This window comes from Micromonospora sp. AMSO12t (assembly GCF_008806585.1).
GTDB lineage: Bacteria > Actinomycetota > Actinomycetes > Mycobacteriales > Micromonosporaceae > Micromonospora > Micromonospora reichwaldensis.
Genome location: NZ_WAAS01000171.1, coordinates 1 through 14363, shown reverse-complemented (window position 1 = coordinate 14363; position 14363 = coordinate 1). Strand labels below are relative to the sequence as shown.

Sequence of the window (14363 nt, the reverse complement as noted above, 5' to 3'; positions counted from 1 at the left end):
GGTTTCCGCGTCGAGGGTGGCCTCGGTGCCCACGGGGACGGTGAGCTGGCCGGGGCCGTGACCGATCGGCAGGCCGCCGAGGACCGGGACGCCGAGGTCGCCGAGGCGCTCGGAGAGCACGTCGGCGACGCCGACCGACCAGCCGTCCGCGCAGTCGGTGAACTGGCCCACCGCCACCCCGGCCAGCCCGTCCAGGACCCCGGCGCGGCGGAGCTGGGTGAGCATCCGGTCCACCTTGTAGGGCGGCTCCTGGACGTCCTCGACGAGCAGGACCGCGCCGGTCAGGTCCGGCATGTCCGGGGTGCCCAGCGACGCCACGACCAGGCAGAGGTTGCCGCCCAGCAGCGGGCCGGTGGCCCGGCCGGGCACGCGTACCGCGAAGGTCTCCTCCTCGGCGGCGGCGCTGACCGTGACCGGCTCGGTGGTCATCAGGGCGGCGTGCAGCGACTCGGCCGAGCGCAGCGGCGTGCGCTCGTCCAGCCAGGCCGCCCCCGGGCCGTGCACGCCGGCCAGCCGGGCACCCCGCCAGAGTGCGAACTGCAACGCCGTGATGTCGGAGAAGCCGGCGACCACCTTCGGGTCGCGGCGTACGGCGGCCATGTCGATCGCGTCGACGATCCGCTGCGCGCCGTAGCCGCCCCGGGTGCAGATCACCCCGCGCACCTCGGGATCGGCGAACGCCGCGTTCAGGTCGGCGGCGCGCAGGTCGTCCGTGCCGGCGAGGTAGCCCTGCCGGGCGTACGCGTTCGGCGCCAGCACCGGCCGCAGTCCCCAGCCGGTGAGCAGCTCGACACCCCGGGCCACCCGTTCCGGTCGGGTCGGCCCGGACGGCGACACCAGCATCACCGTGTCGCCGGGGCGCAGCGCCGGCGGTCGTACGGCGGTGGCGGGACTCGTGCGGGCGAGGTCTGACACAGCGGCAGAGCCTAGTCGCGCGGGCGGCTCAGCCGTCGAGGTACTGCTCGGCGTGCGCCCCCGACGGTGGGATGGGCGTGATCACGTCGATCAGCACCCGGTCGGGTGCGGCGACGATGAAGTGCCGCTGCCCGAAGTCCTCGTCACGCAGCGGCAGTTCGGCGTGCAGTCCGCCCCGGACGACGAGCCGCTCCCATTCGGCGTCGACGTCGGTCACCTCCAGGTTGAGCAGGAGTCCTCGCACGGGTGCCCGGTACGCCTCGGGCAGCGTCGGGTGCTGGTGGTCGAGCAGTGCCAGTTCGTACGCGGGCGGCCCCGGTCGGCGCAGGCTCACGTACCAGTCGGCCTCGAAGGTCGTCTCGAAGCCGAAGAAGCGTCGGTAGAAGTCGTGTGACTCGCGCAGCTGTGCGGTGCAGACGACGGGGTAGAAGCTGGTCAGGTTCATCTCGGCCCTTTCGCATACCATCGGTATGTCGAGGACCGTATTTCACATACCGTTGGTATGTCAACGAGGGGGTGCGATGACCGAGGGTGTCCGGGCGCAGCAGCGGGAACAGACCCGGCGGGCCCTGGTGGCCGAGAGCCGGCAGCTGTTCGCCACCCGGGGCTACGCGGCGGTCGGCCTGGCGGAGATCGTGCGGGTGGCCGGAGTCACCAAGGGCGCGCTCTACCACCACTTCGCCGGCAAGGCCGAGCTGTTCCGGGCGGTGCTGGCGGAGGTGCAGCGGGAGGTGGCACACCGGGTCGCCACGACCGCCGACGCCGAGGCGGACCCGTGGGCCCGGTTCACGGCGGGCTGCCAGGCGTTCCTCACCGCGAGCACCGATCCCGAGATCCAGCAGATCATGTTGATCGACGGCCCGGCGGTGCTCGGCTGGAACGAGTGGCGCGCGCTGGACGAGGCGGCGTCAGGCCGGCACCTGGCCGACGCGTTGACCCTGCTGATCCAGGAGGGGCTGATCGCGCCGCAGCCGGTGGCGCCCATCACCCACCTGCTCTCGGGTGCGATGAACGAGGCGGCGCTCTGGATCGCCAGGGCGGCCGACCCGACCGCCCTGGCCGACACCCGCACCGCCCTGGCCCGGATGCTCGACGCGCTGCGCGCCCCCTGAGTTCGATCGTCCGCCGCGCCGGTGGAGGCGTTCCGGGGTCCGTCCGGGCCACCGGCTAGCCTCGACGTCGTGGCTACCGCGCTGGTGATCGAGAACGACCCGACCGACGACGTCCGCCGGCTGGGCGAGTGGCTGACCGAAGCCGGCCTCGACCTGTGGGTGGTTCGCGCCCACGCCGGTGACGAGATCCCCGCCGACCTGGAGGGATACTCGGCGCTGGTCGTGCTCGGCGGCGCGATGGCGCCGTACCCGCTGCCGGACGGGTCGCCCGCCGCGCCCTGGCTGCCGGCGCTGGAGGGGCTGCTGCGCAAGGCCGTCCGGCACCGGGTGCCGACCCTCGGCATCTGCCTCGGCGCGCAGCTGCTGGCCACGGCGCACGCCGGCGAGGTCGTGCGCAGCCCGAGCGGCCCGGAGGTCGGCCCCTGCGTGGTCGGCAAGCGGGACGCCGCCGACACCGACCCGCTGTTCCGCTACGTCCCGCTGATCCCCGACGTGTTCCAGTGGCACGCCGACGAGATCACCGAGCTGCCCCGCGGCGCCACCCTGCTCGCGGCCTCCACCCGCTACCCCCACCAGGCGTTCCGCCTCGGCGACCGGGCCTGGGGGTTGCAGTTCCACATCGAGTGCGACACCGCCATGATCGCCGACTGGGCAGCCGACTCGAGGCTGCTGGCCGAGCTGGGCTACGACCCCGACCTGGTGGTGGCGGCCTGCCACGACGTGATGGTCGACGTCGAGGAGGTCTGGCAGCCGTTCGCCGCCCGGTTCGCCGCGCTGGCCCTGGGTGAGCTGGAGGACGCCACGCCCCGCCGCAGCCTGCCCCTGCTCGGGCAGTGATGAGCCGGCCGGCCAGGGCCGCGGGACGGCTCGCCCGCTACGGCTTCGGCACCGACGGCGGTGCCGGCGCCACCCGCGCCGCCGACCTGCTCGGCCCGGACGGGCTGAGGCTGTGGCGGCCGGACGTGCAGGAGCCCACCGACGGCCGCGCGGCGGAGCTGCTCGCCGCGCTCTCCCGGGCCGCCGACCCGGACCTGGCGCTGCGCCAGCTGCACCGCATCGTCGAGGCCGAGCGCCGGATGGCCGCGAACGGCACCGGCCCCGCCACGGGCCGTTCCGGGGGGAAGGCCCACCCCGGGACGCCGGTCGAGGCCGAGCGTCGGGAGGCCCCGGAACAGGCGCCGTCGGCGCTGCTGGCGGGGCTCGCCGACGACCCCGGCCTGCGCCGCCGGCTGATCGCCGTCCTCGGCGCCTCGTCCGCACTCGGCGACCACCTGGTCGCCAACCCGGACCAGTGGCCGGCGCTGTGCACCGCCCCGGACGGGCTGGCGCCGACCGCCGAGGGGCGGCTCGACCTGTCCGGCGACGGGCAGCCGGTGGCGGTGCTGCGCAGGGCGTACCGGCTGGCGCTGTTGCGGATCGCGGCGGCCGACCTGACCGGCGGCCGGGGCCTGGAGCAGACCATGGCCGCGCTCTCCGCGCTGGCGGACGCGACCCTGGCCGCGGCGTACGAGATCGCGGTCGGCGAGCTGCCGGAGGGCACCCCCCGGCCCCGGCTGGCCGTCGTGGCGATGGGCAAGTGCGGCGGCGACGAGCTGAACTACGTCTCCGACGTCGACGTGATCTTCGTGGCCGCCGAGGACGACGACCTCGCCGCGGCCACCACGGTCGCCACCCGGCTCATCCACGTCTGCGGACTGGTCGCCTGGCCGGTCGACGCGGCCCTGCGTCCGGAGGGCAACCGGGGGCCGCTGGTGCGGACGCTGGCCAGCCACCTCGCCTACTACCGGCGTTGGGCGCGCACCTGGGAGTTCCAGGCGCTGCTCAAGGCGCGGCCGGCGGCCGGCGACCTGACGCTGGGCCGGGCGTGGATCGACCAGCTCGCCCCGCTGGTGTGGCGGGCCGCCGAGCGGCCCGAGGCGGTCGAGGACGTCCGCGCCATGCGGCGCAAGATCATCGACAACATCCCGCCGAAGGAGCTGGAGCGCGAGATCAAGCGGGGTCCGGGCGGGCTGCGCGACATCGAGTTCGCCGTGCAGCTGCTGCAACTCGTGCACGGCCGGGGCGACGAGTCGCTGCGGGTGCCCGGCACCATCCCGGCGCTGCGCGCGCTGGTCGCCGGCGGCTACGTCGGCCGGGCCGACGGCGAGGCGCTGCTGCGCGGCTACCGCTTCCTGCGCGGCGTCGAGCACCGCCTCCAGCTCCAGGGGCTGCGCCGCACCCACACCGTGCCGACCGAGCCGACCGCGCTGCGCTGGCTGGCCGCCGCGCTGGGCCACACCGCCACGCCGGGCCGCAGCGCCGTCGAGGAGTTCCGCGCCGAGTGGGTCACCCACGCCGCCGAGGTACGCCGACTGCACGCCAAGCTGCTCTACCGGCCGCTGCTGGAGTCGGTGGCCCGGGTGCCGGCCGACGGGCTGCGGCTGACCCCCGAGGCGGCCCGGCACCGGCTGGAGATCCTCGGCTTCGCCGACCCCGCCGGGGCGCTGCGTCACCTCCAGGCCCTCACCGGCGGGGTGAGCCGTACCGCCGCCATCCAGCGCACCCTGCTGCCGGTGCTGCTCAGCGAGTTCGCCGACGCCCCCGAGCCGGACCGCGGCCTGCTCAACTACCGGCAGGTCTCCGACAAGCTCGGCAGCACCCCCTGGTACCTGCGCCTGCTGCGCGACTCCGGGCCGGTGGCCCGCCGGCTGGCCCGGGTGCTCTCCTCCTCCCGCTACGCCGCCGACCTGCTGGCCCGCGAGCCGGAGGCGCTGCGGCTGCTGGCCGAGGAGAGCGAGCTGGTGCCCCGGCCCAGCACGGTCCTCTGCGAGGGCTTCGCCGCCGCCGCGGCCCGGCACTCCGACCCGGTCGAGGCCACCCGGGCGATCCGCGCGCTGCGCCGTCGGGAACTGGTCCGGATCGCCTGCGCCGACCTGCTGTGCCGGGCCGGTTCGCTGGCCCCGTCGCCGCCCCGGCCCGACGGCGGGCGCGCGGCGCTGGGCCTGGCCGACGTGACCGCCGTCGGCACCGCCCTGGCGGACGTCACCGACGCCACCCTGGCCGCCGCGCTGCGGGCCGCCCGCGCGGCCCAACCGCCCGTGCCGGGGCTGCGCTTCGCCGTCATCGGCGTGGGCCGCCTCGGCGGGTACGAGTCGAACTACCTCTCCGACGCCGACGTGCTCTTCGTCTACGACGCGCCGGCCGGCGCGGGCGACGGTGCGGCGGGTGCCGCCGCCCGCGCGATCGCCGAGGAGCTGCGCCGGCTGCTCGGCATGCCCGCGCCCGACCCGCCGCTGGGCGTCGACGCCGACCTGCGTCCGGAGGGCCGGCAGGGCCCGCTGGTGCGCAGCCTCGCCGCGTACGCGCAGTACTACGCCCGCTGGTCGAAGGTGTGGGAGGCGCAGGCGCTGCTGCGGGCCCGGTTCGTCTGCGGCGACGCCGACCTCGGCGCCGAGTTCGTGGCGATGATCGACCCGGTGCGCCACCCGGCCGACGGGCTGAGCCGCGAGCAGGTGGTGGAGATCCGCCGGATCAAGGCGCGGGTGGAGCACGAGCGGCTGCCCCGGGGCGCCGACCCGGCCACCCACACCAAGCTGGGGCGGGGTGGCCTCGCCGACGTCGAGTGGGCGGTGCAGCTGCTCCAGCTCCGGCACGCCGGGGCACTCCCGGCGCTGCGCGGCACGCGTACGCTCGACGCCCTCGCGGCGGCCCGGGACGCGGGCCTGGTCGACCCGACGGACGCCACGGAGATGGCGGCCGGCTGGACGCTGGCCGCGCAGGTCCGCAACGCGCTGATGCTGGTCCGGGGCCGGGAGGGCGACCAGCTGCCGCGGCACGGCGTCGAGCTGGCCGGGGTGGTCCGGCTGCTCGGCCGCGACGATCCCGGCGAGTTCCTCGACGAGTACCTGCGCACCTGCCGCCGCTCCCGGGCGGCGATGGAACGGGTGCTCGACTCCTGAGCCCGCCGCCCGGCCGGGTCGTCGCTGCGGAACTCAGCGGCGGCGGTGCACCAGCACCACGTGGTCGACCAGCTCGCCGAGCTCGCCGTTCGGGCCGGTGGCCTGCCGGCGCGGGGCGTCGAGCCGCTCGGTGTCCCACCGGTCGGGGTCGAGGTCGAGCGCGGCCAGGGTCTCCTGCGGGGTGGAGAAGCGGGCGTGCGCGTGGTCGTGCCGCCCCCAGGGCGGGACCTCGCCGTGCTCGACGATCAGCAGCCGGCCGCCGGGGGCCACGGCCCGGGCCGCCGACCGCAGCAGCTCCGCCCGGGGGAACTCCAGCGGCGACTGGAGGAACTGCGCGGAGACCAGGTCGTACGCGCCCGGCGGGAAGGTCCGGGTGAGGTCGTGCCGGCGGAACTCGATGCGGGACGTGACCCTGGCAGCGGCCGCCTCCTCGGCCGCCCGGGCCAGGGCGGTCTCGGAGACGTCGACGGCGGTCACCCGCCAGCCCCGCGCGGCCAGCCAGAGCGCGTCGCCGCCCTCCCCGCAGCCGAGGTCCAGCACGGTGCCGGCCGGCAGCGAGCCGGCGACGTCGACCAGGACCGGGTTCGCCCGGCCGCTCCAGACCCGCTCGTGCCGCCCGTAGTGCTCCTCCCAGAACCGCGCGGTCTCCTCGTCCACGTCCGGGTGCCGCCGCCCGTCGTGGCCGGAGGCCGCGCTGGTGTCGTCGTGCCGGTGTCCACCGGTCGTCGCGTCGTGCTGCACGTCTCGTCCTCCTGGTGCGCTGCCTGCCTCCTCGCCGAGCATGCCGACTGCGACGAGGTCGTCCCTGCCCGTCGATCGTGGCGTGGCGGCAGCGTGGGAGCAAAGATTGTTGCCGGGTTGGCAAAAGGTGGTGACCGGTCAGCTGCCGAGCCGGTACTGCCCGGCGCGCGGCACCGTCACCGCCGTCCAGCCGCCGTCCGCGGCGACCGTGGCCCCGCCCGAGGCCGTCAGCCAGCGGCTGTGCCGCACCCGGACCGGCACCGTGCCGGCGCCCGGCGCCCGGAACGTCACCGACGCGCCGTCGTGCGCGACCAGCTCGGCCGGCGCCTCGACGATCGGGCTCGGGTCGGTCACCGCCCAGACCCGCCAGTGCGGGCCGGACCAGACGGGCGTCAGGTAGGGCAGCCCGCCCGCCACCAGCTCGGCCTCGGCCCGCCCCACCCAGGACAGCGGGGCGTCCGGCACCGCGACGAACTGCACCGCGTTGTCGGTGAGCCAGTCCCGGTAGCTCGCCGCGGTCAGTGGCACCCCGGTGCCCGCGGCCCCCGGCACGGTGGTGAAGAAGAGCGGGTTGCGGTCGATGTCGGCCTGCCGCAGCCAGCCCCGGGCCAGGGGCACCTCGCCCAGCCTCGCCGCCTCCCAGTAGTTGCGGGTCGGCGGGACCTCCACCCGGCCGGTGAGGCGCTGCCCGTCGAGGAACGCCCGCAGCGGCGCGAAGTAGGCCGCCCGGCTGGTCGGGTCCTCGACGCTGCGCAGGTCGGCGGGGGACACCGGCGGCTGCCACCAGCACACCACCGCCAGCAGCCCGGCCAGTGCGACGCCCCAGGCCCGCGTGCCGCTGGCTCCGGCGGGTCCTACGCCGGTCCGCCCGGCCGCCCCGGGCCCGTCGGCGGGTGACGCGCCGCCCCGGCCCAGCCATCTCGTCAGCCGGGCCGGGGGGCGGGCGGCGGCGGCCAGCAGGGGCAGGGCGAACATGACGGCCAGCCGGGTGGCGTTCAGCCCCACCGGGGTGTGCACCAGCGCCGCCGCCAGCACCCCGGCCGCCGAGAGCAACGCACCCGCCCGCACCGGCCGGTACCCCACGAGCGCGGCCACGAGCAGGCTGGTCAGCACGGCGCGGACCGTGTCGGTGCGGCTGATGTTCATCCAGCCGCCGTCGCCGAAGAGCAGGGCGGTCAGCCCGAGCGGCAGCGCGGCGGCGACACCGAGCACCAGGCCGTCGGCGTACCGGCGGGTCAGCAGGAGCGCCGCCCCGGCCAGGCCGACGAACAGACCCGCGACCGGGCTCGTCGCCGAGGCCAGCAGCGCACCGGCCGCCACCAAGCCGAGCCGCACGAGCCGCCGTCGCCGCCCCCGCCTGTCGGGGCCCGCGCCGGTCGGCCCACCCGGGCCCGTGCCGGTCGGTCCCTCGGGGCCGGAATCGGTCGGTCCACCCCGGGCGCCGCCGGTGGGGGCAGTCGGGCCGAGGGTGAGGGCCAGCAGCGCGCCGAGGCCGAAGGCCACCCCGAGGCCGTACGTCACCCGGCCCGAGACTAGGTTGGCGGCGATCGTGAGCACCCCGACGAGGCTGCCGAGCAACGGGCGGGGCACCCCGGTACGCACCAGCAGCGCCGCGAACGCGGTCGCCGCCGCCACCAGGGCCAGCGCGCCGGTGACCCGTACCCCGAGCAGCGCCATCACCGGCTGGGAGACCAGGCTGTAGCCGAACTGCTGCACGCCGCCGTACCAGCGCAGGTCCACCGGGGCGAGGCCGTGCGCGGCGAAGAAGTCGGCCCGGGCCACCTGGGCGGCGAGGTCGGAGCCGGTCGGCGGGAGGGCGACATACGCCACTGCGAGGAGCACGGCGGAGACGGCGGCCACCGCCACCACCCGACTGCGCCGCATGCCCACCTCCGTACCGCGACCACCGTACTGGCAGCATGTCCGGCGTGCCTCACCACCTCGCGCGCTGGATCGGCCTCGCCGGCTCGACGCTGCTCGCCGTGGCCGCGTTCCTCGGCGGAGCGTTCCCCGACGGCGACCTGCGCCCCACCCCGGTCAGCATCTGGCAGGGCCCGTACGGCCCGCTGATCATCGCGAGCTGGGCGGTCGGCACCGGCGCGATGGCGTACGCCTGGTGGACGCTGCGCGACCGGGTGCCGTCGACCCGCTGGGCGCTGGTCACCGTCGGGCTCTGGCTGCTGCCGCTGCTTCTCACGCCGCCGCTGGGCAGCCGGGACGTCTACGCGTACGCCTGCCAGGGGGCCAGCTTCTCCGCCGGCCTGAACCCGTACGAGCAGGGCGTCTCGGCGCTGCCGTGCCCGTGGCTGGACACCATCTCCTACATCTGGCGGGACACCTCGGCCCCGTACGGGCCGCTGTTCGTGCTGCTCGCCGGGGCGGTGGTGAAGGCCACCGGATCCCTGTACGGCAGCATCGTGCTGTTCCGGCTGCTCGCCGTCGTCGGGGTGGGGCTGACGGCGGCCTGCCTGCCGGCGCTGGCCCGCCGCTGCGGCGTACCGGGCGGCCGGGCGGTCTGGCTGGCGCTGGGCTCACCGCTGATCGGGGTGCACCTGGTCTCCGGGGCGCACAACGACGCGCTGATGGTGGGGCTGCTCGTCGCGGGGCTGGCGGTGGTGGTGTCCCGGCCGGGCCGCCCCGGCCCGCTGCTCGGCGGGGGAGTGCTGCTCGGCCTCGCCGTCGCGATCAAGGTGACCGCGCTGGTCGTGGTGCCGTTCGCGGCGCTGGCCGCGATCGTCGGGGCGTACTCGATCAGGGCGCTGGTGCGCGACGGCGGGTGGGTGGTCGGCGGGGCGGTCGCCGCCGTGGTCGGCGCGACCCTCTCCACCGGCCTGGGCTTCGGCTGGGTGACCGGGCTCGAACAGGGCGGCCTGGTGATCGCCTGGACCTCGCCGCCGACGGCGGTGGGGCAGACCGTCGCCTACCTCGCCGCGCCGTTCGGCTGGCACGGCGACCCGCTGCCGGCCACCCGGGGCATCGGCATGGCGGCGCTGGCGCTGGTGCTGCTCTGGCTGTGGTGGCGGGCGCGCACCCGGGAGCCGATCTGGCACGCCGGCCTGGCGCTGGCCGCCACAGTCGCGCTCGCCCCGCTCTTCCACCCCTGGTACTGGACGTGGCCGCTCGCGGTGCTCGCGGCCACGGCCCGGCGCACCGGGTGGTTCGCGGTCGTCGCGATCGTCTCGTCGTTCCTGGTGCTCGCCGACGGCACGGGGCTGGCCCGGTACACCAAGACCGTCGGGGCGCCGCTGATGACGCTGTTCGTGATCGTGGTGGTGGTCCGCTTGGTACGGTCGGCCCGGGCGGCCCGTCGACCGGCCGCCGTGGACTGAGGAGAGGGCCGCCGGTGACCACTCCCGGCGCCCCGCCGGCCCCACCCGACCCGCCGCCTGACCCTTCGTCGCCGTCGCCGTCGTCTGACCGCCCGCCGTTGCCGTTGTCCGACCCCTTGCCGACTCCCGGTGCCGCCCGGCTTGCGCGTTACGCCGGGCTGGTCGGGGCGGTGCTGTTGGCCGTCGCCGGCTGGCTCGGTGGCGCGTTGCCGTCGACGCCGCTGGGCGCAAGCCCGGCGGGCGGGTGGCGCTCCGACGGCGGGCCACTGACGCTCGGCGCCTGGCTCGTCGGCACGAGCCTGCTGGTCGGCGCCTGGTGGTCGCTGCGCCGGGGGGCGCCGTCGACGCGGTGGGCGTACCGGACCGCCGGGCTGTGGTCGCTGCCGCTGCTGGCCGCGCCGCCGCTGGGCAGCCGGGACGTCTACTCGTACGCCTGCCAGGGCTGGGCGTACGCGCACGGCGTCGACCCGTACGCCGTCGGCGTGGCCGGGGCCGGCTGTCCCTGGGTGGACGCGGTCGCCCCGATCTGGCGGGACACGCCGGCGCCGTACGGGCCGTTCTTCGTGCTGCTCGCCGCGCTCGCGGTGACCCTCGGCGGCGACCTGGTGGGCGCGATCGTGGCGTTCCGGCTGCTCGCGGTCGCGGGAGTGCTGCTGACCGCCGGATGCCTGGTCGGGCTGGCCCGGGCCGCCGGCGTGCCCACCCGCCGGGCGGCCTGGCTGGCGCTGGCCAGCCCGCTGGTCGGGGTGCACCTGATCGCCGGCGCGCACAACGACGCGGTGATGCTCGGGCTGCTCCTGCCGGGCCTGCTCGTGCTGGTCCGCCGTCCCGGCAGGCCGGGGCCGCTGCTGCTGGCCGGGGCGCTGCTCGGGCTGGCGGTGACCGTGAAGGCGACCGCCGTGGTGGTGCTCCCGTTCGCGGCGCTGGCCGCCGTACACGGCCGCCACACCGTACGGGCGCTGCTGCGCGACGGCGGCTGGCTGGCCGGCGGGGCGCTCGGCGCGGTGGCCGTCACCTCGCTGCTCGCCGGGCTCGGCCTCGGCTGGGTGGGCGGGCTGACCCGCAGTGGCGACTCGGAGCAGTGGACGTCCCCACCCACGGCGGTCGGCTTCGTCGTCGACTACGCGGGCGGCCTCGCCGGCCGGGAGCCGGGCGCGGTGCCGGTCACCCGCGCGGCGGCCCTGCTGCTGCTCGCCGTGCTGGTGGCGGCGCTGTGGTGGCGGGCCTGGTCAGGGCTGCGCCGGGCGGACGACGTCGGGCAGCGGGTGGCCCGCCCGGACGCCGCCCGCCCCCGGGCCGCGTTGCTCGGGACCGGGCTGGCGCTGGCCGCCACGGTCGCGCTGGCCCCGGTCTTCCACCCCTGGTACGCCACCTGGCCGCTGGCGCTGCTCGCGGTCGCCGCGGCGCGTACGACCTGGTTCGTGGCGCCCTGCGCGGCGGCGGCCTTCCTCGCCCTGCCCGACGGCACCAACCTGGCCCGGTTCAGCAAGGCCCCGGGCGCGCTGGCGATGACCGCGCTGGCGGCCGGACTGGCGGTGTGGGGCCTGCTCCGACTCCGCCGGACCGGTGTCGCGCGCCCGGACTGAGGGGCCATGCCGCGCGTACCGGCCGGCGGGGTTCGCGCCGCGTCCTCAGGCGTGGCGCCCGTGCCGCGCGCCCGGCTGAGGTCCGTGGCGCGCTGCGGCTGGCGGGTCCATGATCGTGGGATGAGCGCAGCCGAGGAACCGTTGCCGAGCAACGCCACCGCCGGCGTGGTGCGCATCGGCGACACCGTGCGCCGTCCGGCCGGCCCCTGGACCGACGCGGTGGACGCCCTGCTGGAACACCTGCACGCGGTGGGATTCTCCGGCGCGCCCCGACCCCTGGGCCGGGACGCGCAGGGCCGGCAGGTGCTGGAGTACGTCCCCGGCGAGGTCGGCGCGGCGTCGGGCACGTACCCGGTGGCGGACCTGTTCGCGATCGGCCGGATGCTGGCCGAGCTGCACGAGGCGCTGGCCGGGTTCGTCCCGCCGCCCGGGGCGGCGTGGCAGCGGCTCATCCCGCCGGACCGGGAGGAACTCGTGTGCCACAACGACGTGGCGCCCTGGAACCTGATCAGGGCGGACCGGGGCTGGGTGCTGATCGACTGGGACGCCGCCGCGCCGGGCTCACGGCTCTGGGACGTCGCGTACGCCGCGCAGAGCATGGCCGGCCTGCACCCGGACCGGCCGGTCGCCGAGTCGGCGGCCCGGCTGCGCGCCTTCGCCGACGGCTACCGCCTCGACGAGGCGTCCCGCCCGGCCCTGGCCGAAATGCTGGGCCGCCGCGCCCGGGCGATGTACGAACTGCTGCGCGAGGGCGCGGAGCAGCGGCGCGAGCCGTGGGCCCGGATCTGGACCGAGGACGGCCCGTACTGGCGGGGCACCGCCGACCACCTCGCCGCCCACACGCGGGAATGGGAGGCGGCCCTGCGTTGACCGCCCTCCCTCTCACCACGGGTGAGACAGCCGTCGCGTTCCACCCGACCGCACGGATGTGCGGCCGCTGCTCTACAGGACCCGCTCGGCGGTGTGCCCACAGGTGGGGCAGCGGGCGTCCGCTCCGACCGGGCCGGGCCCGCGCGCCCGCCCGCGCAGGGCGATCGCCAGCGGGAGCAGCGCCGGGCCGACCAGCGCGACCACGACGGCCGTCGCGGCGAGCGCGGCCCAGCCCGGTCTGGGTGCGCCATGCAGCAGGCCATCCGCCGCACCGGCCAGAATGTGCAGCGAGAGCAGGCCCAGCGGGGTGAGCAGGACGAGCAACGCCCACCCGCCCCGGGGGTCCGCGCGCGCCGCCCACCAGGTGCCGAGCAGCAACACCACGGCGAGCATCGCCGCGGCGGTCCAGGGCAGAACCTGGCTTCCGACCCACTGGTAGGAGGTCGCGACGAAGTCGACCGGGGGTTGGAGATTGGTCTGTGCGAGCGCTGCGGCCCCGGCGGCGAGCAGCGGCAGGCTCCGCACCGGCGCCGGCAGCCGGTCGGGCAGGGCGAGCGCCACCAGGCCCAGCCCGAGTTGCGGCACCAGCACCAGCAGCGGCGGGCGGGGCAGATCGGCGAGGACGGCGGCGGGCATGACCGCGAGGGTCAGCAGCACCGCGACGGCGATGACACGCCGTGCCCAGCGGGCAGGCGCGGCGGCGTGCGCCACTGCGGCGAACAGCCAGGCAAGCCACACCGCGACGCCGATCGAGACGAACGGCCCCGCAGTTGGCGTGCCCCAACCGGCGGGCGGTGGCCGCAGTTCCAGCACCGACCAGGCCCCCGCCAGTGCCGTCGCGGTGAGGAAGGCGAGGACGGCGGCGAGGCGTACGCCCGGGATCAGGTCGGCGGCCCCGGCGGCCCGCAGCCGCTGGCGCAGGCCGCCGCGTACGAGGTCCGCGGCGTCCGCGGGCGAGGGCCAGCGTCGCCCCGGCCCGGCCAGGTCGAGGTACGTGCCGACGATCTCCGCGCCGCGCGCCCGCCGGTACTCGGCCGGGTAGGCGCGCAGCAGGCGGTGGTAGCGCCGCTCCAGGCCGCTCATGCCAGCCCTCCGGCGGTACGCGGGGCGAGCGGTCGGGCCGCACGGGCGCGCAGGCGGGCGGTGGCGGCCTCGACGTTGCGGCGCAGGCGCTCGGTCTCGGCGCTCAGCGTGGCGTCGCCAGCGGGGGAGAGGCGGTAGTAGCGGCGCAGTCGGCCGTCCACCACCTCCTCGCGGTCGACCTCGACCAGGCCGGCGTCGGTCAGCCGGTCGAGCGCGCCGTAGAGGGTGCCGGGCCGCAGCGACACGCGCCCGTCGGAGAGGGCGGCGACCTCGCCGATCAGGCCGTAGCCGTGCATCGGCTCGCCGGCCAGCGCGGTGAGGATCAGGAAGGTGGGTTCGCGCAGCGGTGTGTCCACGCCAGCAATATAACGGACGCGAAGGTATGCAGGGGTCCGTTGCGTGCCGAACCTGCTCCGACCGCGCCGTCCGGCGTCCAGTCGCTGCCGGCGTTGCGGCTGCGCCCTTCGCCGTCGCGGCCCCTCCCGGCCGCCTCGACGGGCGCGCAAGTGACGCCGCCCGGCCGCCTTGACGGCGTGCTAGGGACGCCGCCCGGCCGCCTCGACGGCGCTAGGAACGCCGCCGGCCGCCTTGACGGCGCGCTAGGGGCGCCGATCGCACGTCGAGTGGAACACCAGGGGTGTCAAAGCCCTCCCGTGACACCCGTGGTGTTCCACCGGCCGCGATCGCGTAGCCGGTCGGGCGGAGGGCGGTCGGGTCGGAGCCGGTTGGGCCGGAGCCGGTCGGTCTGGCGGACGGTCGGGCCGGGGCCGGTCCGCCAGGGGGCGGTCG

General features: G+C 76.8%; 12 protein-coding genes. 6 read left to right on the top strand and 6 right to left on the bottom strand.

Features of this window, described 5'->3' with window-relative positions; all coding sequences use genetic code 11:
* Positions 1-843 (bottom strand): LD-carboxypeptidase (locus tag F6X68_RS22255; protein WP_151456102.1); only part of this gene is annotated, 843 nt, incomplete at its 3' end.
* A 100-nt stretch (positions 844-943) separates the two neighbouring features.
* Positions 944-1360, bottom strand: coding sequence for a VOC family protein (locus tag F6X68_RS22250; protein ID WP_151456101.1), 417 nt, complete (start codon positions 1358-1360; stop codon positions 944-946).
* Between the two features lie 76 nt (positions 1361-1436).
* Between F6X68_RS22250 and F6X68_RS22245 the strand changes: the two genes are divergently transcribed.
* The 3 genes from F6X68_RS22245 to F6X68_RS22235 all read left to right on the top strand — a co-directional run bounded on the left by F6X68_RS22245 (position 1437) and on the right by F6X68_RS22235 (position 5965).
* Complete coding sequence (locus F6X68_RS22245; protein ID WP_151456100.1) at positions 1437-2027, top strand: TetR/AcrR family transcriptional regulator; 591 nt, start codon at positions 1437-1439, stop codon at positions 2025-2027.
* 69 nt (positions 2028-2096) lie between these two features.
* Positions 2097-2864, top strand: a complete 768-nt coding sequence (locus F6X68_RS22240; RefSeq protein ID WP_151456099.1) for a type 1 glutamine amidotransferase — start codon at positions 2097-2099, stop codon at positions 2862-2864.
* On the top strand, positions 2864-5965 hold the full coding sequence (locus F6X68_RS22235; protein ID WP_151456098.1) for a bifunctional [glutamine synthetase] adenylyltransferase/[glutamine synthetase]-adenylyl-L-tyrosine phosphorylase: 3102 nt from the start codon (positions 2864-2866) through the stop codon (positions 5963-5965). Before F6X68_RS22240 ends, F6X68_RS22235 begins: the two co-directional genes overlap by 1 nt.
* Positions 5966-5998: 33 nt before the next feature.
* Here F6X68_RS22235 and F6X68_RS22230 read toward each other — a convergent pair whose 3' ends face one another.
* Together F6X68_RS22230 and F6X68_RS22225 are read right to left on the bottom strand one after the other, a co-directional pair.
* Positions 5999-6706: a bifunctional 2-polyprenyl-6-hydroxyphenol methylase/3-demethylubiquinol 3-O-methyltransferase UbiG gene (locus F6X68_RS22230; RefSeq protein ID WP_225852356.1), complete on the bottom strand. Its 708-nt coding sequence runs from the start codon at positions 6704-6706 to the stop codon at positions 5999-6001.
* Between the two features lie 138 nt (positions 6707-6844).
* Positions 6845-8590 carry a hypothetical protein gene (locus tag F6X68_RS22225; RefSeq protein ID WP_151456096.1) on the bottom strand — a complete coding sequence of 582 codons (1746 nt, stop codon included), beginning with the start codon at positions 8588-8590 and terminating at the stop codon, positions 6845-6847.
* 44 nt (positions 8591-8634) lie between these two features.
* Here F6X68_RS22225 and mptB (F6X68_RS22220) point away from each other — a divergent pair, with 44 nt between their 5' ends.
* The 3 genes from mptB (F6X68_RS22220) (at position 8635) to F6X68_RS22210 (ending at position 12491) form a co-directional block, all read left to right on the top strand.
* A complete protein-coding gene (gene mptB, locus F6X68_RS22220; protein WP_192581496.1) occupies positions 8635-10035 on the top strand; it encodes a polyprenol phosphomannose-dependent alpha 1,6 mannosyltransferase MptB in 1401 nt (466 codons plus the stop codon).
* Between the two features lie 116 nt (positions 10036-10151).
* Complete coding sequence (gene mptB, locus F6X68_RS22215; protein ID WP_370518973.1) at positions 10152-11621, top strand: polyprenol phosphomannose-dependent alpha 1,6 mannosyltransferase MptB; 1470 nt, start codon at positions 10152-10154, stop codon at positions 11619-11621.
* 6 nt (positions 11622-11627) lie between these two features.
* Positions 11628-12491: a phosphotransferase gene (locus F6X68_RS22210; RefSeq protein WP_225852354.1), complete on the top strand. Its 864-nt coding sequence runs from the start codon at positions 11628-11630 to the stop codon at positions 12489-12491.
* Between the two features lie 72 nt (positions 12492-12563).
* Here F6X68_RS22210 and F6X68_RS22205 read toward each other — a convergent pair whose 3' ends face one another.
* Both F6X68_RS22205 and F6X68_RS22200 read right to left on the bottom strand, forming a co-directional pair.
* Positions 12564-13574: a hypothetical protein gene (locus F6X68_RS22205; RefSeq protein ID WP_151456092.1), complete on the bottom strand. Its 1011-nt coding sequence runs from the start codon at positions 13572-13574 to the stop codon at positions 12564-12566.
* Complete coding sequence (locus F6X68_RS22200) at positions 13571-13930, bottom strand: PadR family transcriptional regulator (RefSeq protein WP_132237346.1); 360 nt, start codon at positions 13928-13930, stop codon at positions 13571-13573. Before F6X68_RS22200 ends, F6X68_RS22205 begins: the two co-directional genes overlap by 4 nt.
* Between the last annotated feature and the right edge of the window lie 433 nt (positions 13931-14363).